Below are 22,779 nucleotides of genomic sequence, written 5' to 3'. Positions count from 1 at the left end.
ACCATTCACAATCTGACTATTGGTGGCGGTGATGGGCGTTGGTTGCGCTTGGGGTTTTGCCCTAAAGTAACCGGCGAAATGGCATTCACCCTTCTGCTTGGAGTCCTGCATGACCCCCGCCCTGGATCTGCTGAAAAAGGTTCGCGCCGACCACCACATTCACAGTTACGCGCATGACCCCAAGGCTGCTTCTTACGGCCTGGAAGCGGCTGAAAAGCTCAACCTTGAGCCTGCGCGGGTATTCAAGACTCTATTGGCCAGTAGCGAAAAGGGCGAGTTGCTGGTGGCAGTAGTGCCGGTGGCCGGTAGCCTGGATCTGAAGCACCTGGCCCAAGCTGCCGGGGTCAAGAAGTGCGAGATGGCCGACCCGGCCGCGGCTCAGCGCGCCACCGGTTACCTATTGGGCGGGATCAGCCCGCTGGGGCAGAAGAAACGCCTGCGTACCTTCATTGACCAGTCGGCTCAACTGTTTGAGCGCATTTACGTCAGTGCTGGCCGTCGGGGGCTGGAAGTCGAGTTGGCGCCGGGGGTGCTGGCCGAGCATACCCAAGGCACATTTGCCGCCATTGGCCGTGAATGATTGCCCGCTCCTGTGGGAGCGGGCTTGCCCCGCGATTAATCTTGATCAGACCGCCGAGCTATACCGGCGAACGCCGTTCTCCGGCACCGGCAGCTGCGCCGCCACGCTGCCGGGCACTGCGAACACCACCAGGTGGTCCGCAGCCACTTCAATGCTCACTTCGCTACCGACCTGATGGTCGTTGTGGCTCGGGAAGATCGCTTCGAGCTGGCTACCAGTAGGCAGTTGCAGGCGATACAGGGTCGAGGCACCGAGGAAGCTCTTGCCGACAATCAGCGCTTTGAGCTCGCTGTACGGGGCATGGATGATGTCGTCCGGGCGCAGCAGCACATCCACGGCGCTGCCAGGCGTCAGCGTATAGGCCCGGTTGCCGCGCAGCTCGCCCAGCTCGGTGCGTACCGACTCCGGGCTGGTCAACTGGCCGCGGATGAAATAGCCCTGGCCAATGAAGCTGGCCACGAATGGCGTCAGTGGTTCGTGGTAGAGGTTGTAGGGGGTATCCCACTGTTCCAGGCGACCTTCCTTGAACACGCCGACATGATCACTGACGGCGAAGGCTTCTTCCTGGTCGTGGGTCACCAGAATTGCGCTGGTGCCTCGGCTCTTGAGGATGTCGCGCACTTCGTGGCTCAGGCGCCGGCGCAGCTCTACGTCGAGGTTGGAAAACGGCTCATCGAGCAACAGCAGTTGTGGTTCAGGTGCCAGTGCGCGAGCCAGGGCCACACGTTGCTGCTGGCCGCCGGAAAGCTCGTGGGGGTAGCGTTTGCCCAGGCCGCCGAGCTTGACCAGCTCGAGCATCTCTTCGACCACCTGGCGCTGCTGCGGGTGCTTGCCGATGCCGAAGGCGATGTTCTCGGCCACGGTCAGGTGCGGGAACAGCGCGTAGTCCTGGAACACCATGCCGATCCGGCGCTTCTCCGGGGCCAGAGTGAACCCGGCCTTGGAGATGACCTCGCCGCCCAGCTGGATCTCGCCTTCGTGCACCGGCTCGAAACCGGCGATGGCGCGCAGGGTGGTGGTCTTGCCGCAACCTGAGGAGCCCAGCAGGCAACCAATGTCGCCAGCGTTGAGGTGCAGGTTGAGGTTCTGGACGATGCGCTGCTCGCCATAGCCACAGGCGAGCTCGCGCAGGTTAAGCAGTAAAGGTTGACTCATGCGTGGTGATAGGCCGGTTCAACAAGAAATTCGAGAAGCGCCTTCTGTGCATGCAAGCGGTTTTCGGCCTGGTCCCAGGCGACCGAGCGTGGGTCGTCGAGCAGGTCCAGGCTGATTTCCTCGCCGCGATGAGCGGGCAGGCAGTGCATGAACAGGGCATCGGGTGCTGCCAGGTCGAGCAGTTCGCGGGTTACCTGGTAAGGCGCGAACAAGGCCAGACGTCGTGCAGTTTCCTCTTCCTGACCCATGGAAGTCCAGACATCGGTGCTCACCAGGTGGGCACCGAGTACGGCATCCTTGGGTTCACGGAAGATCTGCACGCGCTCACCGGCCTGGGCCAGGAACTGCGGATCGGGCTCGAATTCGGCCGGGCAGGCGATGCGCAGCTGGAAGTCGAACTGAATGGCCGCCTCGATATAGCTGTTGCACATGTTGTTGCCGTCGCCGATCCAGGCAACGGTCTTGCCTTGGATCGCGCCGCGGTGCTCGAGGAAGGTCTGCATGTCGGCCAGCAACTGGCACGGGTGCAGGTCGTCGGACAAGCCGTTGATCACCGGTACCCGCGAGTTGGCGGCGAACTCGGTCAGGGTGCTGTGGGCGAAGGTGCGGATCATCACCGCATCGAGCATGCGCGACATGACGATGGCACAGTCGCCAATCGGCTCGCCACGGCCCAGCTGGGTGTCCCGTGGCGAGAGGAAGATGGCCTGGCCGCCGAGCTGGATCATGCCGGCTTCGAACGACAGGCGGGTGCGGGTCGAGGATTTTTCGAAGATCATCCCCAGTACGCGGTTTTTCAGTGGTTCGAACAGTACGCCGCGGTTACGCAGGTCCTTCAGCTCGATACCTCGACGGATCACACTGAGCAGTTCGTCGGGTGTGAAGTCCATCAGGGAGAGAAAGTGCCTAGCGCTCATGGTTGACTACCTTTTTGCAACAGACCGCAGGTCAGCGATACCGGTTTTTCAAAACAACGGGAGTGACCTGCGGCGAAAGCCGCACGGGGCGACGAATTAGGGGAAGACGCAATACTATAATTAAATGTCGCGTCATACCAAGAGGGGGATTCGTCGCCGATGTTTCAGGCGGTGTCTTAACCCATTGGTCAGAAGCTTTTTTTATACGTTACACCAGGGTTTTACACTGCCTGCCAGCGCCTTGGCAAACCCGGCAGCGGCCCGGCGCCGGATCGTTGTACCTGATGGCTTAAGATTCACGCCACGAACCTCTCTGGTGCGTGGGCAGGGGCGGGCCCATAGTCAGGTTCATTCCAGACGCCCGAAAGAGGTGGCCATGAACAAGACGCTGCATTACCGTGCCTGTCATCTGTGCGAAGCCATCTGTGGCTTGACCGTCGAAGTCACTCACACGCCTGGCGCTGCCCCGCGCATCAGCTCGATCAAAGGCGACCCCCAGGACAGCTTCAGTCGCGGTCATATCTGTCCCAAGGCGGTGGCCCTGCAAGATATTCAGAATGATCCTGATCGTCTGCGCGGACCGCACAAACGCGTTGCTGACCGCTGGCAAGCGATCAGTTGGGATGAGGCCTTCGAGCTGGCCGCACAGAAGCTATGGGCCATCCAGCAAGCCCATGGACAAAACGCCGTGGCTGTCTACCAGGGCAACCCCAGCGTGCACAACTACGGGCTGATGACCCACAGCAACTACTTTCTCGGCCTGCTCAAGACCCGCAACCGCTTTTCGGCCACTTCGGTGGACCAGTTGCCGCAACACCTGACCAGCTACCTGATGTACGGCCATGGCCTGTTGCTGCCGATCCCGGACATCGACAACACCGGGTTCATGTTGATTCTGGGCGGCAACCCGCTGGCCTCCAACGGCAGCATCATGACCGTGCCGGATGTCGAGAAGCGCCTCAAGGCGCTTCAGGCCCGTGGCGGCAAGCTGGTAGTGGTCGATCCGCGCCGTAGCGAGACGGCGGTCATGGCCGACCAGCATCTGTTCATTCGCCCAGGCGCGGATGCGGCGCTGCTCTGCGGCCTGCTCAACACTCTGTTTGCCGAGGGGCTGACCCGCCCATCGGCATTGCCGGTCACGGGTCTGGAGCAGGTGCAGGCAGCCATTGCACCGTTCACTGCCGAGGCGATGAGCCAGCTGTGCGGTGTCGAGGCCCCGGTGATTCGCCAGTTGGCCCGGGACTTTGCCGGCGCCGACAAGGCGGTCTGTTACGGGCGCATGGGGGTTTCGACCCAGGCCTTTGGCACCTTGTGCCATTGGCTGGTGCAGTTGCTCAACCTGGTCAGCGGCAACCTCGACCGGGTCGGTGGTGCCCTGTGCACCGAACCTGCGGTGGATCTGGTGGCCAGCACCTCGGGCGGGCATTTCAATGTCTGGCAGAGCCGGGTCTCGGGGCTGCCCGAGTATGGCGGCGAACTGCCGGTGGCGGCCCTGGCCGAGGAGATGCTGGTCGAAGGCGAGGGGCAGGTCCGCGCCCTGGTGACGGTCGCGGGTAATCCGGTACTGTCCACACCCAATGGTCGGCAGTTGGAGCGGGCCCTGGACGGCCTTGAGTTCATGCTCAGCATCGATCTGTACATCAATGAGACCACCCGGTACGCCGACCTGATCCTGCCGTCCACCTCGGCACTGGAGAACGATCACTACGACACCACCTTCAACCTGTTCGCGGTCCGCAACGTCAGCCGTTTCAATCGGGCCATCCTGCCCAAGCCCGAAGGCGCGCTGCATGACTGGGAGATCTTTGTCGGCCTGGCCAAGGCCTTTGCCGACCTGGCTGACAAGCCGTTGAAGCCCACCTTGGCGCCTGCGCAGATGATCGATATCGGCCTGCGCCAGGGCCGCTATGGTGACGCCTCGGCGTTCAAACTGTCGCTTGCGACCCTTGATCAGCACCCGCACGGCATCGACCTTGGAGCGCTGCAGCCGAACCTGGCGGCACGCTTGAAGACCGCTGACCAACGGATTCAAGCTGCACCACAGGAAATTCTCGACGACTTGCAGCGTTTTGCCCGGCAACAGCCGCTGGCGGCCGATCAACTGTTGCTGATCGGGCGACGCCACGTACGCAGCAACAATTCCTGGATGCACAACTATCATCGGCTGGTGAAAGGCAAGCCTCGTCATCAGTTGTTGATGCATCCGGATGACTTGGCTGGCCGCCAGTTGCGCGACGGCCAGCGGGTGCGGGTCAGTTCGCGGGTCGGGGAGATCGAGGTCGAGGTGCAGGCGTGCGACGACATGATGCCAGGGGTGGTCAGCTTGCCCCATGGCTTTGGTCATGCCCGTGCCGGGGTGCGCATGGGTATCGCCCAGGAACAGCCTGGCGCCAGCGCCAACGACCTCACCGATGAGCGCCAGCTGGATGCGTTGTCAGGCAATGCGGCGCTCAACGGCGTGCCAGTACAGGTGGTTGCGGCTTGATATCGGCAAGGCCGAGCGTCCTGGCCGGCTTTCCGATACAATGCGTCACCGTGCCGACAACCAGGTCGGAAAGTTCAGCCGCGAGGTGCTTCATGGATATCATCGAAACAATCAAAGAGCAGATTGCCAACAACACCATTCTGCTTTACATGAAAGGCTCGCCGAATGCCCCGCAGTGCGGCTTTTCGGCCAAGGCGGCGCAAGCCGTGATGGGTTGCGGCGAGAAATTCGCTTACGTGGATATCCTGCAGAACCCGGAAATCCGCGCCAACCTGCCAAAGTACGCCAACTGGCCGACCTTCCCGCAACTGTGGGTTGGCGGTGAGCTGGTCGGCGGTTCCGACATCATGGCCGAGATGTTCGCCAACGGCGAACTGCAGACCCTGATCAAGGACGCTGCTGCCAAAGCTGAGGCGGCCAAGGCCTGACCCCAGGTTTGGTCAAAAAAAGCCCCGCAGTGCGGGGCTTTTTTTGTGCCTGTAGGGCAGGGCGGTTAACTTACTCGCCCATCTGCGACTGCAGGTAATTCTCCAGGGTGATCTTGTCGATCAGGCTCAGCTGGGTTTCCAGCCAGTCGATGTGCTCTTCCTCGGCTTCGAGGATGTCTTCGAGCAGTTCACGGCTGCCGAAGTCGCCAACGGTCTCGCAGTGGGCGATGGCGGCCTTGAGGTCGACCAGGCCTTTTTGCTCGATCTTCAGGTCGCACTCGAGCATTTCCTTGGTGTGTTCACCAATCAGCAACTTGCCCAGGTCCTGGACGTTGGGGATGCCTTCGAGGAACAGAATGCGCTTGATCAGTTTGTCAGCGTGTTTCATCTCTTCGATGGATTCTTTGTACTCGTGCTTGCCGAGCTTTTCCAGACCCCAGTCTTCGTACATGCGGGCATGCAGGAAGTATTGGTTGATTGCGACCAGCTCGTTTCCGAGGATCTTGTTGAGATGCTGGATGACGCTAACGTCGCCTTTCATGATGGGGTCCTGCCCTATAAATGTGTCTATAAAGGCAAGTTTGAGCCTCGCAACTTCTACTGTCAAACCTAAGTTATTGAATAATAAATGAAAATTAATCGGAATAAGAATGTTTTTGTTCCGCGTTAAACTCCTAACTACTTGAATTACAGGCATAAAAAAACCGGACCCTGGGTCCGGTTCTTGGAATGTGCTGAATTATGCTGCAGTAAATTCTACAGGATAGGGCAGGGCAGCCTGGCTGACCTGAAGCTCGGTGAGGGTTTCGCGCACCACCTGTTTGGCCAGGCAGGCACATTTGCCACACTGGCTCGCCACGTTGGTGGCGCTTCTGACTTCCTTGTAACTGCAGCATCCTTCATAGATCGCATCGCGGATCTGTCCGTCGGTCACGCCAACACAAAGACACACATACATAGGGCTGACCATCGCTGGTAAAGGCTCAATGCGAAGAAGCTTAATGTTAATGAGAATGCTTGTCAAAGCTCTTTCTGCAACGGCCGGGCTAGAGCGACCGACGGCAGATTGTCGAGCATTCGGACTGAAACTCGGCGAGCAGCGCCGGGCGGTGTATGATGGTCGGCCATTTCGCTGCCGGGCCGCTGCATGCTGGCCCGTGCAAGATGATTCCACCCCATCAGGAGATATCGCATGAGCGTACTCGTTGGCAAAAATGCCCCGGACTTCACCGTTCCAGCTGTTCTGGGCAACGGCGAAATCGTCGACAGTTTCAACCTGGCTTCGGCCATCAAGGGCAAGTACGGCCTGGTGTTCTTCTACCCGCTGGACTTCACCTTCGTCTGCCCGTCCGAGCTGATCGCGCTGGATCACCGCATGGCCGAATTCAAGGCGCGCAACGTTGAAGTGATCGCGGTGTCGATCGACTCGCACTTCACCCACAACGCCTGGCGTAACACCCCGATCAATGCCGGTGGCATCGGTCAGGTCCAGTACATCATGGCGGCTGACATGAAGCACGACATCGCCAAGGCCTACGACGTAGAGTCCGAAGGCGGCGTCGCTTTCCGTGGCGCTTTCCTGATCGACGACAAGGGCGTTGTCCGCTCGCAGATCGTCAACGACCTGCCGCTGGGCCGTAACATGGACGAGCTGCTGCGTCTGGTTGACGCCCTGCAATTCCACGAAGAGCACGGCGAAGTCTGCCCTGCCAACTGGAAAAAAGGCGACAAGGGCATGACCGCTTCGCCAGAAGGCGTTGCCGCTTACCTGAGCGAGAACGCTGGCAAGCTGTAATTGCCAGGCATAAAAAACCGGCCTCGATGGCCGGTTTTTTTATGCCTGTAGGAGCGGGCTTGCCCCGCGATAGCTTTCTGTCAGCTACACCGCATCGCGGGACAAGCCCGCTCCTACAACATCAGTCGTTGAAGTCCTGCCAGCCGCCCATTTCCTTCCAGCGGTTGACGATGCCGCAGAACAGCTCGGCGGTCTTCTCGGTGTCGTAACGCGCCGAGTGCGCTTCACGGCCATCGAAGTCGATGTCGGCGCTCTGGCAGGCCCGCGCCAGCACGGTCTGGCCATAGGCAAGACCGGCCAGGGTGGCGGTGTCGAAGCTTGAGAACGGGTGGAACGGGTTGCGCTTCATGTCGTGGCGGGCCACGGCGGCGTTGAGGAAGCCCAGGTCGAAGCTGCTGTTGTGGCCGACCAGGATCGCCCGTTTGCAGCCGTTGGCCTTCAGTGCCTTGCGCACGCCACGGAAAATGTCGGTCAGGGCCGACTCTTCGCTCACCGCCATGCGCAGCGGGTGGTCAAGCTTGATCCCGGTGAACTCCAGGGCTGCTTGCTCGATGTTGGCGCCTTCAAAGGGCTCGACGCGGAAGAAATAGGTGTGTTCCGGGAACAGGAAGCCTTTCTCATCCATGCCGATGGTGACGGCGGCAATCTCCAGCAGGGCGTCGGTAGCGCTGTTGAAACCACCGGTTTCAACGTCGACCACTACCGGCAGGTAACCGCGAAAGCGTTCAGCCATTGGATGGCGCGGACCGCCGCCATGACCTTCCTGGTCGTCTTCGTACTGATCTTCGCTCACTCAGTTTCCTCCAGCAGGCGCCAGCGCAATTGTTCACCGGCGCGCAGCGGAATAACGGTCTGCTCGCCGAACGGCAAGCTGCTTGGGGCGGTCCAGCTGTCGCGGACCAGGGTAATGGTATCGGTGTTTGCCGGCAGGCCGTAGAAGGCCGGGCCGTGCAGGCTGGCGAAGCCTTCGAGTTTGTCCAGTGCGTTACGCTGCTCGAACGCCTCGGCGTACATCTCGATGGCGGCATAGGCGGTGTAGCAGCCGGCACAGCCGCAGGCGGCTTCCTTGGCGTGCTGGGCGTGGGGGGCCGAGTCGGTGCCGAGGAAGAACTTGCTGTTGCCGCTGGTGGCGGCGTCCAGCAAGGCCACCTGGTGGGTATTGCGCTTGAGGATCGGCAGGCAATAGAAGTGCGGACGAATCCCGCCCACCAGCATGTGGTTGCGGTTGTACAGCAGGTGCTGGGCGGTGATGGTCGCGCCAACGTTGGCCGCAGCCTCGTTGACGAACTGCACGGCATCGCTGGTGGTAATGTGCTCGAACACCACCTTGAGGGTCGGGAAGCGCTCGACCACTCGGCGCAGGTGTTCGTCGATGAACAGCTTCTCGCGGTCGAACACGTCGATTTCGCTGCGGGTCACCTCACCGTGGACCAACAGCAGCATGCCGACCTCGGCCATGGCTTCGAGCACCGGGAAGATCTTGTCGACGCTGGTCACGCCGGAATCGGAGTTGGTCGTCGCACCGGCCGGGTAGAGCTTGGCAGCATGGACAAAACCTGTGGCCTTGGCTGCGCGGATTTCCTCGGGCTGGGTGCGGTCGGTGAGGTACAGCACCATCAGCGGCTCGAAACGGCTTCCGGCAGGGCGTGCGGCGAGGATGCGCTCACGGTAGGCAGCGGCTTCGGCGGCATTGCGCACCGGTGGTACCAGGTTGGGCATGATGATTGCGCGGGCAAAGGTGCGCGCAACGTCGCCGACGGTATGTGGCAAAACAGCGCCATCACGAAGATGGATGTGCCAGTCGTCGGGACGCAGGAGGGTCAGGCGGTCGGACATTGGGGATTCCAGGCGGGTCGAACTCAAGGTGAATGCTACCGGAAAAGCCGGTTACGAGCACTCGCTATCAAGTTTTGCCGCGCTCGACCGATAGCATGCAGGTATACCGTGAAAATCTGTGGAGCCGCCCGTGCGCCAGCGTTATCTAGCCCTGCTCAGTGTGTTTGCCAGCATGCCCGCCATGGCACTCACCTTCCAGACTCGTCTGGAGAACATCGAGTGGAAGGTCGAAGGCGATCAGTTCGAATGTCGGCTGGTTCAACCCATTGCCGATTTCGGCAGCGGTGAGTTCGTTCGTCGCGCCGGCGAGCAGCCGACGTTCCAATTGCGATCAAGCAGCAATGTCCTCGGCACCGGCAACGCCACCCTGCTGGCGGCGGCTGCGCCGTGGCAGCCCGGGCGTGGCGATATCAACCTGGGGGCAGTGCGCATGGCCCGCAGCGGCGTGCTCTTTACCAGCTCCCAGGGCCAGGCCAGCCGCCTGATCAATGGCCTGCTCGATGGCCGCAGCACGGTGGTGCGCAACTACGCCGGCGAAGCCGGGCGGGCCATGGAAGTGCGGGTGCTGCCGGTCAAGTTCAGCAAGGCCTATGGGGACTACCAGGCCTGTGCGGCGAAACTCTTGCCGATGAACTATGACCAGGTGCGTCAGGCGCGGGTCGGCTTTCCGGGTGGTGGTATCGACCTGGACAGCGATGCCCGCGCACGCCTGGATGTAATCCTCGATTTCCTCAAGGCCGACCCGACGGTCAACCATATCCAACTCGACGGTCACTCCGACAACAGCGGCAATCGCCTGACCAACCGTGACCTGTCCCGGCGCCGGGCGCTGGCGGTCATGGAGTACCTCAAGGCCCACGGTGTCCCCGAAGAGCAGATCACCCTGCGCTTTCATGGCGAGCGCTATCCGCTGGCGAGCAACAACAGTGCAGCCAACCGCGCGCGCAACCGGCGGGTGAACATTGAGCTGGATCGGGTCACGCCGGTCGAAAAGCCGCAGGAAAAACCTGTCGAGCCTGTGGCCAAGCCACCGGTTGCACCGGCTGCCGCAACTGAAACGGTGAAGCCTGCAAGCAAGTCCTGAGCTGCGACCGTCCGTCGCAGCCTCGACAATTTTTGTCGCTTTGTCGTCACAAGCTGTCGCCCCACTGTAATTTTTGTCGCAAGGCCGGTAGAATCGACGGCTTTCCGTACAACCCCGTGGAGTGATGGCATGGCGGACGTAAAAAAGGTCGTACTGGCGTATTCCGGCGGCCTTGATACTTCGGTGATTCTCAAGTGGCTGCAGGATACCTACAACTGTGAAGTGGTGACCTTCACCGCTGACCTGGGTCAGGGCGAAGAGGTCGAACCGGCCCGCGCCAAGGCTCAGGCCATGGGCGTCAAGGAAATCTACATCGATGACCTGCGCGAAGAGTTCGTACGCGACTTCGTGTTCCCGATGTTCCGCGCCAACACCGTCTATGAAGGCGAGTACCTGCTGGGTACTTCCATCGCTCGTCCGCTGATCGCCAAGCGCCTGATCGAAATCGCCAACGAAACCGGGGCCGACGCCATCTCCCATGGAGCGACCGGCAAGGGTAACGACCAGGTCCGTTTCGAACTGGGCGCCTACGCGCTCAAGCCGGGCGTCAAGGTCATCGCGCCGTGGCGTGAATGGGACCTGCTGTCCCGTGAAAAGCTCATGGACTATGCCGAGAAGCACGGTATCCCGATCGAACGTCATGGCAAGAAGAAATCGCCGTACTCGATGGACGCCAACCTGCTGCACATCTCCTATGAAGGTGGCGTGCTGGAGGATACCTGGACCGAGCACGAAGAAGACATGTGGCGCTGGACCGTCTCCCCTGAGAACGCCCCTGATACCCCGCAATACCTGGAACTGACCTACCGTAACGGCGACATCGTTGCGCTGGACGGCGTCGAAATGACCCCGGCCACCGTGCTGGCGACGCTGAACAAGATCGGCGGTGCTCACGGTATCGGTCGTCTGGACATCGTCGAAAACCGTTACGTCGGCATGAAGTCCCGTGGCTGCTACGAAACCCCGGGCGGCACTATCATGCTGCGTGCTCACCGCGCCATCGAATCGATCACTCTGGACCGCGAAGTCGCTCACCTCAAAGACGAGCTGATGCCGAAATACGCCAGCCTGATCTACACCGGTTACTGGTGGAGCCCTGAGCGTCTGATGCTGCAGCAGATGATCGACGCTTCGCAGGTCAACGTGAATGGCGTTGTGCGCCTGAAACTGTACAAGGGCAACGTTATCGTTACCGGTCGCAAGTCCGACGACTCGCTGTTCGACGCCAACATCGCGACCTTCGAAGAAGATGGCGGCGCCTACAACCAGGCCGACGCGGCGGGCTTCATCAAGCTCAACGCCTTGCGCATGCGCATTGCAGCCAACAAGGGTCGGACTCTGGTCTGATCGCGGTAGCTCAGAAAACCCCGGCTTGCCGGGGTTTTTTTTGCCTGGACTATATGCAGGTAACTTCAGGTCTTGTTCAGCGCCTGAGTTATCAAGGTGATTTGAGCGCCGGTATTGAGGTTGTACAGAATCCATGTGTTGCCTGTCGGCTGGCCGGGTTTGATTGCTTGTAATGTGAAAAACTCCATGAGTTCACTGGCTGCCGGACCGCTCAGGGTGATGGACACTGTACTTTGCTCGGTACTGTCCGCTTTCAAGAACAAGGCGTTAGTGGGCTCGCCCCTTGTACTTATTGAAGTAACAGATTCCTTCGCTGGAGGCGCAGGCTCCGCCATAACTTGCATTTGCGCAGCGGCCGGCGCAGCGATTGTGTCGGTAACGGGATCGCTTGACTCGGGGGAGTACAGGGATTTGTTATTGAAGTTCAAGGTGAGAAAGAACAATACCGTGAGAAAGAACGGAAATCCCACCAGGAACCAGGTGTAGATGCCTTGGCTATCGGCACTGAGAAACGGCAACGAGGCCAGCGCCGAAGCCTCGATGACCCCAGCCAGAATCGCGATGACTGTCAGTGGGTGTTTCGGCTCGATCTTGCTCATGCACAGGCTACCTTGCTCGGCGACTCAGGTCCTTTATGGCAACAGGGTTTAACACATAGAACGGGCTGATCTGCAGTGTGACGTATTTCTTCGGGTGGTGTTATTGTCCAGGGCTTGTGCAAGGCGGTTTTGCATAATATTTGGATGCTGTTTTTATCAATCAGTGTTATAGGATTTTTCCTTCAGATAATAAGGCTGTGTGTAATAGTTTATTTTGAGTTCTAGTGATACCTTTATTCAGGAAGTGTTGGAAATGCGCGACATTGTTTAATTGCTGCGTCTTCGCAATGCTATTGAAATAGCGACGTGTAGGATAATTCTCATATGGCTGTAGGGCGCGTCTCTGCATGCAACTACTGGTTAGTGGCGCAATGTAATAAGTCATGCATCTAGGCTATTGTGAGTTCTCAAAAAAATAGAACAGCGAACAATTGGATTTGCCCATGAATAAAGTCCTGATCGTGGATGATCATCCGGTCATTCGCCTGGCTGTACGCATGTTGATGGAGCGGCATGGTTATGAAGTCATTGCGGAGACGGACAACGGCGTGGACGCGCTGCAGTTGGCGCGAGAGCATGGGCCGGACATCGTCATTCTTGATATCGGCATCCCCAAACTTGATGGACTTGAGGTCATCGCCAGGTTGACCGCCAATCACACCGGCATCAAGGTGCTGGTTCTCACCTCCCAGGCGCCCGGGCACTTTTCCATGCGTTGCATGCAGGCGGGTGCTGCCGGCTATGTCTGCAAGCAGCAGGACCTCACCGAGCTGCTCAGTGCCATCAAGGCGGTACTTTCCGGCTACAGTTACTTTCCCAACCAGGCGCTGCACTCGGTGCGTTCGAATCTTGGAGGTTCGAGCGAAGCAGATATGGTCGAACGCTTGTCGGGGCGGGAGATGATGGTGCTGCAGCAACTGGCCCGGGGCAAGACCAACAAGGAGATTGCCGATGGAATGTTTCTCAGCAACAAGACGGTCAGTACATACAAGACGCGTTTGTTGCTCAAGCTCAATGCGCGCTCGCTGGTTGACCTGATCGAACTGGCGCAGCGTAACGGCCTGGTTTGAGACACCCAGAAACAACAAAGCCTCCATTCAGGAGGCTTTGTTGATTTATGAACGTCGATCCGTCAGAGGTCGAAGTCGAAATCGGCCAGCTGTCTTTTCAAGCGACGCTCTTCCAGCATGTTATCGATGGTGCGGCGCTTGCTGAGGTTGGTCTTCGCTACTTCCACCGGCCTCTCGTCATCTGTGTCATCAGTGAGGGAGTCATCATCCAAAACCAGGTCTTCTTTATCGGTGCTCATAAGTCACTCCAAGCCAAGAGGGCCATTGGCGCACCTTATAGCGAGAAATGTTGACCGGGTAAAAAAGATTTTTTCAATCGACTGAGCAGGGTTTTCACTATCCGCTCAATCGTCCGAGGTTTTCTCCTTGTACTCGCACAAATCTTCGATGCGACAACTTCCACAGCGGGGCTTGCGCGCCTGGCACACATAGCGCCCATGCAGGATCAACCAGTGGTGGGCATCTAGCAGGTAAGCCTTGGGTACGAACTTCATCAAGGCCTTTTCAACCTCGAGGACTGTCTTGCCCGGAGCGATCCCGGTGCGGTTGCTGACCCGGAAAATATGCGTGTCGACGGCCATGGCCATTTGTCGAAACGCAGTGTTGAGCACCACGTTGGCGGTCTTGCGACCAACTCCGGGCAGGGCTTCCAGCGCCTCCCGGGTTTCTGGCACTTGGCTGCCGTGCTGCTCGATCAGCAGACGACAGGTTTCAATGACGTTTTTCGCCTTGCTGTTGTACAGGCCAATGGTCTTGATGTAAGCCGACAGGCCTTCGACGCCCAGGGCATAGATCGCTTCGGGGGTATTGGCAACCGGGTACAGTTTGGCCATGGCCTTGTTAACACTGACATCGGTGGCCTGGGCCGAGAGAATCACTGAAATCAGCAGTTCGAAAGGGCTGGTGTAGGCCAGCTCGGTTTTCGGCTCGGGGTTGTCTTCATGCAGCCTGCGAAAGATTTCCAGGCGTTTGGCGGCATTCATGGGGTCAAAGCGTTCCTTGACGACGTGAAGGGGCTCGCCTCTGGCAAACCCGGTTGTACAAGGCCAGTAACAGGCCCAGAAGAATCAGCGCACCCGGCAACAGGTTGGCCAGGCGCAGGTTGGCAACCTCGGTCAGGCCCTGGCGAACCAGGCCCATGGCAATGCACAGCAGGGCGAACGCTGCCAGTGTGAGCGCTGTACTTCGCCAGCGCAGGTCATCGTCACGGACGTACTCGAACAGCAGGCATTGTACGGCGACCAGCGCAGGATAAGAGCCCAGGGCAAGCGAAATGGGCAATCCCCAGGCACGCAGGCCCAGTTCCAGGCAGGTGACCAGCGAGGCTGCCAACAATGTGCTGGCAAGCAGGCCCGCGGTGCCGGCCAGCATCTTGCGCAACGGCGTCATGCTCAAGCGGTGCAGGCTTATGATCAGCACGCTGCACAGGGCGATCACGCAAGCTTGCAACGCCGTCTGGGTGGCGCCCAGCAGCGGCGCGATCAGTATCGTGAGCAGTCGGCTATTCATCGGCGCCTCCTGAGAGCAACTGCTGGCGATACTCATCGAAGTAGCGCAAGGCATCATGGCTGGCCTGGATGACTGCGCGGGAAGTCACGGTAGCACCGGCAAGCTGGTCGAACTGGCCATTGTCACGTTTGAGTGCCCAGGCGGTGTCCGAGGTGTTCTGCCGGCTGATGCCGGTAAAACCCTGCAACCAGGTGTTGCCAGGTTCCACCAGCTTGCCGCCCAGGCCTGGGGTCTCATGCTGCTGCAAGACTTTGATCGCCATAAGGCGACCGTTGGCGTCAATGGCGATCAGCAAGTCGAGCGGGCCGCCATAACCCTGACTCTGGCTGTGCAGCACAATAGCGCTGGGCTGGCCCTGCAAGGTGGCCAGATAGCCGCCGAGCAGGCGGCTGTGATCGAGGTTGGCAGCGGGTAGCCGCAAGGGGTGGTGCAGGGGTTGGTTGTCATAGCGCTGCGCTGGTAGCAGGCTCAACCAGCGTTGCGCCTTGAGCTGTTGCTCGGCGGTGGTAATGCGCGGGGCCGTGAAGTGCTGCCAAAGCACCACGCTGCCCAGGGTCAGCAGGGCCAGGGCCAGTAACACCGCTGCGCTACGCAGGGGGGAGGTGTTCATTTGGCCTCTCCCTGCCAACGCTCGAGCATCGGTACGCAGAGGTTCATCAGCAGCACGGCGAAGGCTGTGCCATCCGGGTAGCTGCCCCAGGTTCGAATCAGGTAGATGAGCACACCTGCGCCCGCGCCAAACAACAGCTTGGCCCTTGGGCTCCGTGGCCCTGAAACCGGCTCGGTGATGATAAAAAATGCTGCCAGCATGGTCGAACCCGAAAACAGATGCAGCAGCGGCGAGCCGTTGGAGTCCGACCCCGAGCCGTTCCAGCACAACAAACTGGCCACAAACAGGCTGGCCAGTAATCCCACCGGCGCATGCCAGCTGATCACCTTGCGCTGCAACAGCAGCAAACCGCCAAGCAGGAAGGCCAGGTTGACCACCTCGCTGCCCCGCCCGCCAACGTGACCAAAGCCCGGATGGCTGGCGAACAGCTCGTCCATGGTCAGGCTGCGGTTGTTGCGCAGCCCGTCGAGTACCGTGGCCTGTGCCCAGGCATCCACGTGTTCGCCCATGGGCAGGCCAAATACCTGTTCCAGCGTATCACCCAGGCCCAGTACCTGGGGGCCTGGCCACAGGGTCATGTGTTGCGGGAACGACACCAGCACCAGCGCGTAGCCAAGCATCGCCGGGTTGAACAGGTTCTTGCCGACACCGCCATAAAGTTGCTTGCCCAGGGTAATGGCAGCGCTGGCGGCAATCATCGGCAACCACCAGGGTGCATAGGTGGGCAGGGCTGCGCTGAGCAGCACGGCAGTGACCAGGGCGCTGCCGTCGTTGAGTGCCGGCAGGCAGGGGCGTTGTTGCAGTTTCAGCAGCACCGCTTCGCTTGCCAACGCCGCACTGGCGCACAGCAGCAGATTGAGCAGCAGCCCCCAGCCGTGTAGCCACAACAGGGTCAGCAACCCTGGGGCGCAGGCCAGCAACACCAGGCTCATGGTGCTGCGCAGGCGCTCGCTGTTATCGGCCATCGCCGGCTACCGGTTGCAGGGCCTGCAGGCGGGCCTGGGCCTGTTGCGCTGCGTTCTCGAGCTCTGCCAGTTGTGCTTGCTGGGCCGGTTCAGGCATATCGCCAAAAGCTGTCCTGGCCTTGTTCAGTTGCGCCCGGCTCATGGCTGCAGCGATCTTCGCTTGCTTGAGTGCGGTATCGGCGGCAGCGGCCTTCTGTGCCTTGACCCGTTCGATGGCAGCTTTGATCGGGTCGTCGACAACGGCGCTCGCGGGGGCAGCGCTGGCGTTGGCGCTACGCTGGCTGCGGGCCAGGCGCTCGGCCTGTTTGCGTGTTTCGTCGCGCTGCAGGCGCAGGTTGCGTTGCTCAAAGCGGCGTCGGGCCTGGTTGCGCTTGTGCTCGCGAGCTGCCAGCGCTTCGGCGCTGTGAGCCAGGCCGCCGACAATCGGCACGACATTGCTGTCGGTGCTCACCGGCAACAGATCAATGCAATCCACCGGGCACGGCGCCACGCACAGGTCACAGCCGGTGCATTCGGCGCTGATCACGGTGTGCATCAGTTTTGCCGCGCCGACGATGGCGTCCACCGGGCAGGCCTGGATACATTTGGTGCAGCCAATGCATTCGGCTTCGCGAATGTAGGCCACTTGCGCCGGTGCGCTGCCACGTTCGGGGTCGAGTTCGAGCACCGGAACCTGCAGCAGCCGGGCCAGGGCAGCGATGGTTTCGCCGCCGCCCGGAGGGCATTTGTTGATCGCTTCGCCCGCTGCCAGGCCTTCGGCATAAGGCCTGCAGCCAGGGTGGCCACACTTGCCGCATTGGGTCTGCGGCAGCAGGGCGTCGATGCGTTGAATCAGGCTCATGAAGTCAGTAATCCGTTGAAGCCGAGAAACGCCAGGGCCATCACGCCAGCGCCGATCAATTCGATCGGCAGGCCGCGAAAGACCGTGGGGATATCGTCATTGTCGCTGCGTTGGCGCAGATCGGCGAACAGGCTCAAGGCCAGCCAGAAGCCCAGGCCGCAGGCCACGCTCCAGCCCAGGATCTGCGTAACGCCATGGTCACCGGCATTGGCCTGAAGGCTCAAGCCCATCAGGGCCAGGTTGCTCAGCAGCAGTGGCGGCAAGCCGGCGAAGGGCAGGGCGGGCAGCAGACGCGTCAGCAATTTGAGTACAGGCGTGATCAGCAGGACGCTCAGCACCAGGAACATGATCAAGTACAGGTACTCAAGCTGCAGGGGTCGCAGCGCCAGGCGATGAAGCAGTTGCCCCAGCCCGGTCGCCATTACCAGTAACAGCAGGGTCGAAAGCCCCAGGGCATGAACCTGGCGCCGTCTCTGCTCGGGGCGGGTGTGCAGCAGCGGGTCGATGGCCAGCCCCTGGTGCAGGACCAGGTTATTGATCAGCGCGGCGCTGATCAGGGCCAGGATGAGTTCGCTCATGAGGGGGCCGAATGCTGAGGCTGAACGCCATTATCCGGCAATGACGCGAGGATGAGAACGCCCCGGCCGCAATCGGCCGGGGCGTAGGCCTTACTTGATGCGCTGACCGGGCTTGGCACCGCTGTCAGGGCTGAGCAGGTAGATCTCTTCACCGCCGGGGCCTGCGGCCATAACCATGCCTTCGGAGATGCCAAAGCGCATTTTGCGCGGCTTGAGGTTGGCGATCATCATGGTCAGGCGACCTTCGAGCTTGGCCGGGTCCGGGTAGGCCGACTTGATGCCGGAGAACACGTTGCGCTGTTCGTCGCCGATGTCCAGGGTGAGGCGCAGCAGCTTGTCGGCGCCTTCCACCGCTTCGGCCTTGAGAATCAAGGCAACCCGCAGGTCGACGGCGGCGAAGGTGTCGAAGTCGATCTCGGCCGACAGCGGGTCCTTGCTCAGTTCGCCATTGCCAGTGACAACGCTGGTCTGGCTGGCGGCCAGGTCTTCCTTGGAGGCAGCGGTCATGGCTTCGACCTTGGCCGGCTCGATACGGCTCATCAGCGCCTTGAACGGGTTGAGCTGATGGTTGCTCAGGCGGGACTCGTGGTCGGCCCAGGTCAGTGGGGCGACGTTGAGGAACGCCTCGGCGTCGGCGGCCAGCACTGGCAGTACCGGCTTGAGGAAAATCACCAGTTGGCGGAACAGGTTGATGCCCTGGGCGCAGATTGCCTGGACTTCATCCTGCTTGCCTTCCTGCTTGGCCAGCGACCAGGGTGCCTTGTCGGCAATCCAGGCGTTGGCGCGGTCGGCCAGGCCCATGATCTCGCGCATGGCGCGGGCGAAGTCGCGGCCTTCGTAGGCTTCGGCGATGCCTGGGGCGGCGGCGAGGAAGGCTTCGGTCAGCTCTGGTGCAGCGTCGCCTGCGACCATGACGCCATCGTTACCCTTGTGGATGAAGCCGGCACAACGGCTGGCGATATTGACCACCTTGCCGACCAGGTCGGAGTTGACCTTCTGGATGAAGTCTTCCAGGTTCAGGTCGAGGTCATCGACGCCGCGGCCCAGCTTGGAGGCGTAGTAGTAGCGCAGGTACTCCGGATCCAGGTGATCCAGGTAGGTGCGGGCCTTGATGAAGGTGCCACGGGACTTGGACATCTTCGCGCCGTTGACCGTCAGGTAACCGTGCACGTTGATCGCGGTCGGCTTGCGGTAGCCGGCGCCTTCGAGCATGGCAGGCCAGAACAGGGCGTGGAAGTTGACGATGTCCTTGCCGATGAAGTGGTACAGCTCGGCTTTGGAGTCCTTGTTCCAGAACGCGTCGAAGTCCAGCTCCGGGCGGCGGGCGCAGAGGTTCTTGAAGCTGGCCATGTAGCCGATCGGCGCGTCCAGCCAGACGTAGAAGTACTTGCCGGGCTCGTCAGGGATTTCGAAACCGAAGTACGGCGCATCACGGGAGATGTCCCATTCCTGCAAGCCTGAGTCCAGCCATTCGGCGATCTTGTTGGCCACCGCGTCCTGCAGGGTGCCGCTGCGGGTCCACTGCTGGAGCATGGCCTGAAAGTCCGGCAGCTTGAAGAAGAAGTGCTGCGAGTCCTTGAGTACCGGTGTGGCACCGGAGATCGCCGACTTGGGATTCTTCAGCTCGGTTGGGGCATAGGTGGCGCCGCATTTTTCGCAGTTGTCGCCGTACTGGTCTTCAGTGGCGCACTTGGGGCAGGTGCCCTTGATGAAGCGGTCGGCCAGGAACATTTTCTTGTCCGGGTCGAAGTACTGGGTGATCGAGCGCGTGGCAATGTGCCCGGCTTCCCGCAGCTTGAGGTAGATCTGGCTCGACAGCTCGCGGTTTTCTTCGGCGTGGGTCGAGTGGAAGTTGTCGAACTCGACCAGGAAGTCGGCGAAATCCCCGCTGTGCTCGGCCTGGACGGCGGCAATCAGTTGCTCGGGGGTGATGCCTTCCTTCTCGGCGCGCAGCATGATGGCCGAGCCGTGGGCGTCGTCAGCGCAGACGTAAATGCACTGGTTGCCGCGCAGCTTCTGGAAGCGCACCCACATGTCTGTCTGGATGTACTCGAGCATATGGCCAAGGTGAATGGAACCATTGGCATAGGGCAGGGCGCTGGTGACGAGAATCTGACGTGGCTCGGACATGGGGGCTCGGCTACTTTTTTCGGCTACTTGAGATGAAACGGTGATCGGCCACTATAAAACGCCGGGAAATTTATTTCACCCCATGGACGTATCTGAAGCGGGATGACGGGTTAGCATAGTGGCCTGTTTTGCTCAGTCTTTATCACGGGAGTCTCCATGAGTGCCGTCACTCGCGCAGCCGTCGAAGCCGTTCTTGGCCAATACACCGACCCTTACCTGAACCAGGACCCGGTCAGCGCCGGGTGCGTCCAGGCCATCGATATCCAGGGCGATCGCGTCAGCGTGCAACTGCAGCTGGGCTACGCCGCCGGGTTGTTCAAGAACGGTTGGGCGCAGGTTCTGCAAACGGCTGTCGAAGGCATCGACGGGGTTGCCTCGGCGCAGGTCGTGATCAACTGCGTGATTGCCGCACACAAGGCCCAGGCGCAGATCCCGGGCCTGGCCAACGTCAAGAACATCGTCGCCGTGGCCTCGGGCAAGGGCGGTGTCGGCAAGTCCACCACCGCCGCCAACCTGGCCCTGGCCCTGGCCCGCGAAGGTGCGCGGGTGGGGATTCTCGATGCTGATATCTATGGCCCGAGCCAGGGCGTGATGTTCGGTATCGCCGAAGGCACCCGGCCGCAGATTCGCGATCAGAAGTGGTTCGTACCGCTCAAGGCTCATGGCGTCGAGGTCATGTCCATGGCCTTTCTGACCGACGACAACACGCCGATGGTCTGGCGCGGGCCGATGGTTTCCGGCGCCTTGCTGCAACTGGTGACCCAGACTGCCTGGGACGACCTCGATTACCTGGTGATCGACATGCCGCCGGGCACCGGTGACATCCAGTTGACCCTGGCGCAGAAAGTTCCGGTGGCCGGTTCCGTCATCGTCACCACGCCACAGGACCTGGCACTGCTCGATGCCAGGAAAGGCGTGGAGATGTTCCGCAAGGTCAATATCCCGGTGCTGGGCGTGGTCGAGAACATGGCGGTGCACATCTGTTCCAACTGCGGCCATGCCGAACACCTGTTCGGTGAAGGGGGGGGCGAGAAGCTGGCGGCGCAGTACGGCGTCGAGCTGCTGGCATCCCTGCCGTTGTCGATGCTGATCCGCGAGCAGGCCGACAGCGGCAAGCCGACGGCGATTGCCGAGCCGGAAAGCCAGATTGCCATGGTGTACCAGGAGCTGGCCCGTCAGGTCGGTGCACGGATCGTGCTGCAGGAAGCGGCGGCACCGGCGATGCCGAATATCACCATCAGCGAAGACTGAGGTCAATTCATCGCGGGACAAGCCCGCTCCCAAAGATGTGGGAGCGGGCTTGCGCCGCGATGGGGCCTAAATCCAGGGCATAAAAAAAGCCCCACCTGTTAAGGGCGGGGCTTTCTTCAAGCTGTAAAGCGGAAGTTAGATAACTTCTACTTCTTCAGCCTGCATGCCTTTCTGACCGCGGGTAGCGATGAAAGAGACCGCTTGGCCTTCTTTCAGGCTCTTGAAGCCGTCAGCCTTGATGGCTTTGAAGTGTACGAACAGGTCGTCACCGGATTGTGGGGTGATGAAGCCGAAGCCTTTTTCATCGTTGAACCACTTAACGGTACCGGTTTGGCGATTGGACATGGTCTGTCTCCTTGGACAAAGTTAACTACGACTCAGGAAACGCCCTGGCCGAGACTGAGTGCAAAGAGGCAGAAAATTCATGAAGATGGGTTGATCGAGATCTTGCATCAGGTAGATATTCTCAGTGACACGTGCAGCACAGTGGCGTCACCTTAACCCTTTTTCCATAACGTGCCAATGGTCTTGTGAAGCTTTCTCATAATTCATGACTGACGGTGCTGCGGGCTCCCTTGCAGGCCCCGTGATACAAGGATCCGACGGTTGATGGCGCATGGAACTTTGAACCCGGCGCCGGGCCCGGTAAGATGCCCCACAGAATTTTTTCACCACGCAATTTCAGGACACCCCGCCATGAGCATCAAATCGGACAAGTGGATTCGCCGCATGGCGCAGGAACACGGCATGATCGAGCCGTTCGTCGAGCGCCAGGTGCGCGGCGAGAGCGACAACCGGCTGATCTCCTTCGGCGTCTCCAGCTACGGCTACGACGTGCGCTGCGCCGACGAATTCAAGGTGTTCACCAACATCAATTCGGCGACCGTCGATCCCAAAAACTTCGATGCCGGCAGTTTTGTCGACGTCAAGAGCGACGTCTGCATCATCCCGCCAAACTCCTTCGCTCTGGCCCGCACTGTCGAGTACTTCCGTATTCCGCGCAATGTGCTGACCATCTGCCTGGGCAAGAGCACCTATGCCCGTTGCGGTATCATCGTCAACGTCACCCCGCTTGAACCCGAGTGGGAAGGCCACGTGACCCTGGAGTTCTCCAACACCACCACGCTGCCGGCGAAGATCTACGCCAACGAAGGCGTGGCGCAAATGCTGTTCCTCGAGTCCGATGAAGAGTGTGAAGTGTCCTATAAGGACCGTGGCGGTAAATACCAGGGCCAGCGCGGCGTCACCCTGCCACGCACCTGAGGCGACAAAGCGAGGGAATTCCTCGCCGCCAGCAGACTCCAATGAGATGAACTGTTGCGCCCGGCACCAGGCCGGGCGCAGGTCACTCAGGAGCGCCTCATGAAACTCGACCCGACCATCAGTGCCAAGCTGGCCGTGCTGCAGCCCAACAGCGTCGGGGTGCTGGCCTGGTCGTTACTGGCCCATCCACACCCGCACAGCCTGCAGGCGGGTGGCGTGCCAGGCCAGCCTGATCCCGACACCCCCGACTCGCCGCAACCGGGCGATCATCCGCCGATGGAGCCGGGTGAGCCGACCTTGCCTGACGAGCCACCACCGGCGCCTGTCGCTTGACGC

At 60.5% G+C, this 22,779-nt stretch carries 25 protein-coding genes and 1 pseudogene; 10 read left to right on the top strand and 16 right to left on the bottom strand.

Annotated features, from left to right (window positions below; genetic code table 11):
- Positions 1 to 109 precede the first annotated feature (109 nt).
- On the top strand, positions 110 to 580 hold the full coding sequence (ybaK, locus tag EXN22_RS21595; RefSeq protein WP_130265966.1) for a Cys-tRNA(Pro) deacylase: 471 nt from the start codon (positions 110 to 112) through the stop codon (positions 578 to 580).
- A 45-nt stretch (positions 581 to 625) separates the two neighbouring features.
- Here the strand turns inward: ybaK and EXN22_RS21590 are convergent, their stop codons facing one another.
- Positions 626 to 1,735, bottom strand: a complete 1,110-nt coding sequence (locus tag EXN22_RS21590; RefSeq protein ID WP_130265965.1) for an ABC transporter ATP-binding protein — start codon at positions 1,733 to 1,735, stop codon at positions 626 to 628.
- Positions 1,732 to 2,652, bottom strand: a complete 921-nt coding sequence (gene argF, locus EXN22_RS21585) for an ornithine carbamoyltransferase (protein ID WP_130265964.1) — start codon at positions 2,650 to 2,652, stop codon at positions 1,732 to 1,734. The genes EXN22_RS21590 and argF overlap by 4 nt, the downstream gene beginning before the upstream one ends.
- A gap of 376 nt (positions 2,653 to 3,028) precedes the next feature.
- Here argF and EXN22_RS21580 point away from each other — a divergent pair, with 376 nt between their 5' ends.
- Both EXN22_RS21580 and grxD read left to right on the top strand, forming a co-directional pair.
- Entirely contained in the window at positions 3,029 to 5,137 is a 2,109-nt protein-coding gene (locus EXN22_RS21580) for a molybdopterin oxidoreductase family protein (protein ID WP_130265963.1), read from the top strand.
- Between the two features lie 92 nt (positions 5,138 to 5,229).
- A complete protein-coding gene (grxD, locus tag EXN22_RS21575; RefSeq protein WP_038999109.1) occupies positions 5,230 to 5,565 on the top strand; it encodes a Grx4 family monothiol glutaredoxin in 336 nt (111 codons plus the stop codon).
- 70 nt (positions 5,566 to 5,635) lie between these two features.
- On the opposite strand, the gene bfr is transcribed toward grxD, so the two are convergent.
- Positions 5,636 to 6,106, bottom strand: a complete 471-nt coding sequence (gene bfr / locus EXN22_RS21570) for a bacterioferritin (RefSeq protein WP_010221036.1) — start codon at positions 6,104 to 6,106, stop codon at positions 5,636 to 5,638.
- 198 nt (positions 6,107 to 6,304) lie between these two features.
- Entirely contained in the window at positions 6,305 to 6,523 is a 219-nt protein-coding gene (locus tag EXN22_RS21565) for a bacterioferritin-associated ferredoxin (RefSeq protein ID WP_010221037.1), read from the bottom strand.
- 234 nt (positions 6,524 to 6,757) lie between these two features.
- Here EXN22_RS21565 and EXN22_RS21560 point away from each other — a divergent pair, with 234 nt between their 5' ends.
- Entirely contained in the window at positions 6,758 to 7,360 is a 603-nt protein-coding gene (locus tag EXN22_RS21560) for a peroxiredoxin (RefSeq protein WP_010221038.1), read from the top strand.
- A gap of 121 nt (positions 7,361 to 7,481) precedes the next feature.
- On the opposite strand, the gene rnt is transcribed toward EXN22_RS21560, so the two are convergent.
- A complete protein-coding gene (rnt, locus tag EXN22_RS21555; protein WP_267954172.1) occupies positions 7,482 to 8,093 on the bottom strand; it encodes a ribonuclease T in 612 nt (203 codons plus the stop codon).
- A 56-nt stretch (positions 8,094 to 8,149) separates the two neighbouring features.
- Positions 8,150 to 9,196, bottom strand: coding sequence for a dihydroorotase (pyrC, locus tag EXN22_RS21550; protein WP_130265962.1), 1,047 nt, complete (start codon positions 9,194 to 9,196; stop codon positions 8,150 to 8,152).
- 130 nt (positions 9,197 to 9,326) lie between these two features.
- On the opposite strand from pyrC, the gene EXN22_RS21545 reads away from it, so the two are divergent.
- Entirely contained in the window at positions 9,327 to 10,280 is a 954-nt protein-coding gene (locus tag EXN22_RS21545; RefSeq protein WP_130265961.1) for a flagellar protein MotY, read from the top strand.
- Between the two features lie 129 nt (positions 10,281 to 10,409).
- Positions 10,410 to 11,627 carry an argininosuccinate synthase gene (locus EXN22_RS21540; protein ID WP_130265960.1) on the top strand — a complete coding sequence of 406 codons (1,218 nt, stop codon included), beginning with the start codon at positions 10,410 to 10,412 and terminating at the stop codon, positions 11,625 to 11,627.
- Between the two features lie 65 nt (positions 11,628 to 11,692).
- Here EXN22_RS21540 and EXN22_RS21535 read toward each other — a convergent pair whose 3' ends face one another.
- On the bottom strand, positions 11,693 to 12,226 hold the full coding sequence (locus EXN22_RS21535) for a hypothetical protein (RefSeq protein WP_130265959.1): 534 nt from the start codon (positions 12,224 to 12,226) through the stop codon (positions 11,693 to 11,695).
- A gap of 443 nt (positions 12,227 to 12,669) precedes the next feature.
- Here EXN22_RS21535 and EXN22_RS21530 point away from each other — a divergent pair, with 443 nt between their 5' ends.
- Positions 12,670 to 13,296: a response regulator transcription factor gene (locus EXN22_RS21530; protein ID WP_130265958.1), complete on the top strand. Its 627-nt coding sequence runs from the start codon at positions 12,670 to 12,672 to the stop codon at positions 13,294 to 13,296.
- A gap of 62 nt (positions 13,297 to 13,358) precedes the next feature.
- Here EXN22_RS21530 and EXN22_RS26245 read toward each other — a convergent pair whose 3' ends face one another.
- From EXN22_RS26245 to metG, 8 genes and pseudogenes are all read right to left on the bottom strand, one after another.
- Positions 13,359 to 13,535, bottom strand: coding sequence for a PA3496 family putative envelope integrity protein (locus EXN22_RS26245; protein ID WP_165392248.1), 177 nt, complete (start codon positions 13,533 to 13,535; stop codon positions 13,359 to 13,361).
- Between the two features lie 105 nt (positions 13,536 to 13,640).
- Positions 13,641 to 14,279, bottom strand: a complete 639-nt coding sequence (gene nth / locus EXN22_RS21525) for an endonuclease III (protein WP_130265957.1) — start codon at positions 14,277 to 14,279, stop codon at positions 13,641 to 13,643.
- Positions 14,280 to 14,283: 4 nt separating this feature from the next.
- Complete coding sequence (locus EXN22_RS21520) at positions 14,284 to 14,805, bottom strand: Rnf-Nqr domain containing protein (RefSeq protein WP_130265956.1); 522 nt, start codon at positions 14,803 to 14,805, stop codon at positions 14,284 to 14,286.
- Positions 14,798 to 15,415 carry an RnfABCDGE type electron transport complex subunit G gene (locus EXN22_RS21515; protein WP_130265955.1) on the bottom strand — a complete coding sequence of 206 codons (618 nt, stop codon included), beginning with the start codon at positions 15,413 to 15,415 and terminating at the stop codon, positions 14,798 to 14,800. Before EXN22_RS21515 ends, EXN22_RS21520 begins: the two co-directional genes overlap by 8 nt.
- A complete protein-coding gene (locus EXN22_RS21510) occupies positions 15,412 to 16,380 on the bottom strand; it encodes an RnfABCDGE type electron transport complex subunit D (protein WP_130265954.1) in 969 nt (322 codons plus the stop codon). The genes EXN22_RS21515 and EXN22_RS21510 overlap by 4 nt, the downstream gene beginning before the upstream one ends.
- 10 nt (positions 16,381 to 16,390) lie before the next feature.
- Positions 16,391 to 17,221 (bottom strand): annotated as a pseudogene (rsxB, locus tag EXN22_RS21505) (electron transport complex subunit RsxB); the annotation flags it as partial.
- Positions 17,218 to 17,799, bottom strand: a complete 582-nt coding sequence (locus EXN22_RS21500) for an Rnf-Nqr domain containing protein (protein ID WP_130265952.1) — start codon at positions 17,797 to 17,799, stop codon at positions 17,218 to 17,220. The pseudogene rsxB and the gene EXN22_RS21500, both read right to left, overlap by 4 nt.
- Before the next feature lie 90 nt (positions 17,800 to 17,889).
- Complete coding sequence (gene metG, locus EXN22_RS21495; protein ID WP_130265951.1) at positions 17,890 to 19,929, bottom strand: methionine--tRNA ligase; 2,040 nt, start codon at positions 19,927 to 19,929, stop codon at positions 17,890 to 17,892.
- A 156-nt stretch (positions 19,930 to 20,085) separates the two neighbouring features.
- On the opposite strand from metG, the gene apbC reads away from it, so the two are divergent.
- Complete coding sequence (gene apbC, locus EXN22_RS21490; RefSeq protein ID WP_130265950.1) at positions 20,086 to 21,180, top strand: iron-sulfur cluster carrier protein ApbC; 1,095 nt, start codon at positions 20,086 to 20,088, stop codon at positions 21,178 to 21,180.
- 135 nt (positions 21,181 to 21,315) lie between these two features.
- Here the strand turns inward: apbC and EXN22_RS21485 are convergent, their stop codons facing one another.
- Positions 21,316 to 21,525: a cold-shock protein gene (locus tag EXN22_RS21485; protein ID WP_010221054.1), complete on the bottom strand. Its 210-nt coding sequence runs from the start codon at positions 21,523 to 21,525 to the stop codon at positions 21,316 to 21,318.
- 351 nt (positions 21,526 to 21,876) lie between these two features.
- Here EXN22_RS21485 and dcd point away from each other — a divergent pair, with 351 nt between their 5' ends.
- Together dcd and EXN22_RS21475 are read left to right on the top strand one after the other, a co-directional pair.
- Positions 21,877 to 22,443, top strand: coding sequence for a dCTP deaminase (gene dcd / locus EXN22_RS21480; RefSeq protein WP_028943496.1), 567 nt, complete (start codon positions 21,877 to 21,879; stop codon positions 22,441 to 22,443).
- 99 nt (positions 22,444 to 22,542) lie between these two features.
- On the top strand, positions 22,543 to 22,776 hold the full coding sequence (locus EXN22_RS21475; RefSeq protein WP_130265949.1) for a hypothetical protein: 234 nt from the start codon (positions 22,543 to 22,545) through the stop codon (positions 22,774 to 22,776).
- Positions 22,777 to 22,779: the final 3 nt, after the last annotated feature.

This window comes from Pseudomonas tructae (assembly GCF_004214895.1).
Classification (GTDB): Bacteria; Pseudomonadota; Gammaproteobacteria; order Pseudomonadales; family Pseudomonadaceae; genus Aquipseudomonas; species Aquipseudomonas tructae.
The sequence above is the reverse complement of the archived record's forward strand: the minus strand, read 5'-3'. Positions and strand labels throughout refer to the sequence as shown.

Bases quoted from the DNA above. Each gene is read 5' to 3' on its own strand.
- EXN22_RS21515 (WP_130265955.1), bottom strand. From the start codon at position 15,415: ATGAACACCTCCCCCCTGCGTAGCGCAGCGGTGTTACTGGCCCTGGCC.
- EXN22_RS21520 (WP_130265956.1), bottom strand. From the start codon at position 14,805: ATGAATAGCCGACTGCTCACGATACTGATCGCGCCGCTGCTGGGCGCC.
- EXN22_RS21590 (WP_130265965.1), bottom strand. From the start codon at position 1,735: ATGAGTCAACCTTTACTGCTTAACCTGCGCGAGCTCGCCTGTGGCTAT.
- EXN22_RS21510 (WP_130265954.1), bottom strand. From the start codon at position 16,380: ATGGCCGATAACAGCGAGCGCCTGCGCAGCACCATGAGCCTGGTGTTG.
- ybaK (WP_130265966.1), top strand. From the start codon at position 110: ATGACCCCCGCCCTGGATCTGCTGAAAAAGGTTCGCGCCGACCACCAC.
- metG (WP_130265951.1), bottom strand. From the start codon at position 19,929: ATGTCCGAGCCACGTCAGATTCTCGTCACCAGCGCCCTGCCCTATGCC.
- EXN22_RS21560 (WP_010221038.1), top strand. From the start codon at position 6,758: ATGAGCGTACTCGTTGGCAAAAATGCCCCGGACTTCACCGTTCCAGCT.
- bfr (WP_010221036.1), bottom strand. From the start codon at position 6,106: ATGAAAGGCGACGTTAGCGTCATCCAGCATCTCAACAAGATCCTCGGA.
- EXN22_RS21485 (WP_010221054.1), bottom strand. From the start codon at position 21,525: ATGTCCAATCGCCAAACCGGTACCGTTAAGTGGTTCAACGATGAAAAA.
- nth (WP_130265957.1), bottom strand. From the start codon at position 14,279: ATGAATGCCGCCAAACGCCTGGAAATCTTTCGCAGGCTGCATGAAGAC.
- EXN22_RS21500 (WP_130265952.1), bottom strand. From the start codon at position 17,799: ATGAGCGAACTCATCCTGGCCCTGATCAGCGCCGCGCTGATCAATAAC.
- rnt (WP_267954172.1), bottom strand. From the start codon at position 8,093: ATGGCTGAACGCTTTCGCGGTTACCTGCCGGTAGTGGTCGACGTTGAA.
- apbC (WP_130265950.1), top strand. From the start codon at position 20,086: ATGAGTGCCGTCACTCGCGCAGCCGTCGAAGCCGTTCTTGGCCAATAC.
- grxD (WP_038999109.1), top strand. From the start codon at position 5,230: ATGGATATCATCGAAACAATCAAAGAGCAGATTGCCAACAACACCATT.
- EXN22_RS21565 (WP_010221037.1), bottom strand. From the start codon at position 6,523: ATGTATGTGTGTCTTTGTGTTGGCGTGACCGACGGACAGATCCGCGAT.
- EXN22_RS26245 (WP_165392248.1), bottom strand. From the start codon at position 13,535: ATGAGCACCGATAAAGAAGACCTGGTTTTGGATGATGACTCCCTCACT.
- EXN22_RS21475 (WP_130265949.1), top strand. From the start codon at position 22,543: ATGAAACTCGACCCGACCATCAGTGCCAAGCTGGCCGTGCTGCAGCCC.
- EXN22_RS21530 (WP_130265958.1), top strand. From the start codon at position 12,670: ATGAATAAAGTCCTGATCGTGGATGATCATCCGGTCATTCGCCTGGCT.
- pyrC (WP_130265962.1), bottom strand. From the start codon at position 9,196: ATGTCCGACCGCCTGACCCTCCTGCGTCCCGACGACTGGCACATCCAT.
- EXN22_RS21580 (WP_130265963.1), top strand. From the start codon at position 3,029: ATGAACAAGACGCTGCATTACCGTGCCTGTCATCTGTGCGAAGCCATC.
- EXN22_RS21535 (WP_130265959.1), bottom strand. From the start codon at position 12,226: ATGAGCAAGATCGAGCCGAAACACCCACTGACAGTCATCGCGATTCTG.
- EXN22_RS21540 (WP_130265960.1), top strand. From the start codon at position 10,410: ATGGCGGACGTAAAAAAGGTCGTACTGGCGTATTCCGGCGGCCTTGAT.
- dcd (WP_028943496.1), top strand. From the start codon at position 21,877: ATGAGCATCAAATCGGACAAGTGGATTCGCCGCATGGCGCAGGAACAC.
- argF (WP_130265964.1), bottom strand. From the start codon at position 2,652: ATGAGCGCTAGGCACTTTCTCTCCCTGATGGACTTCACACCCGACGAA.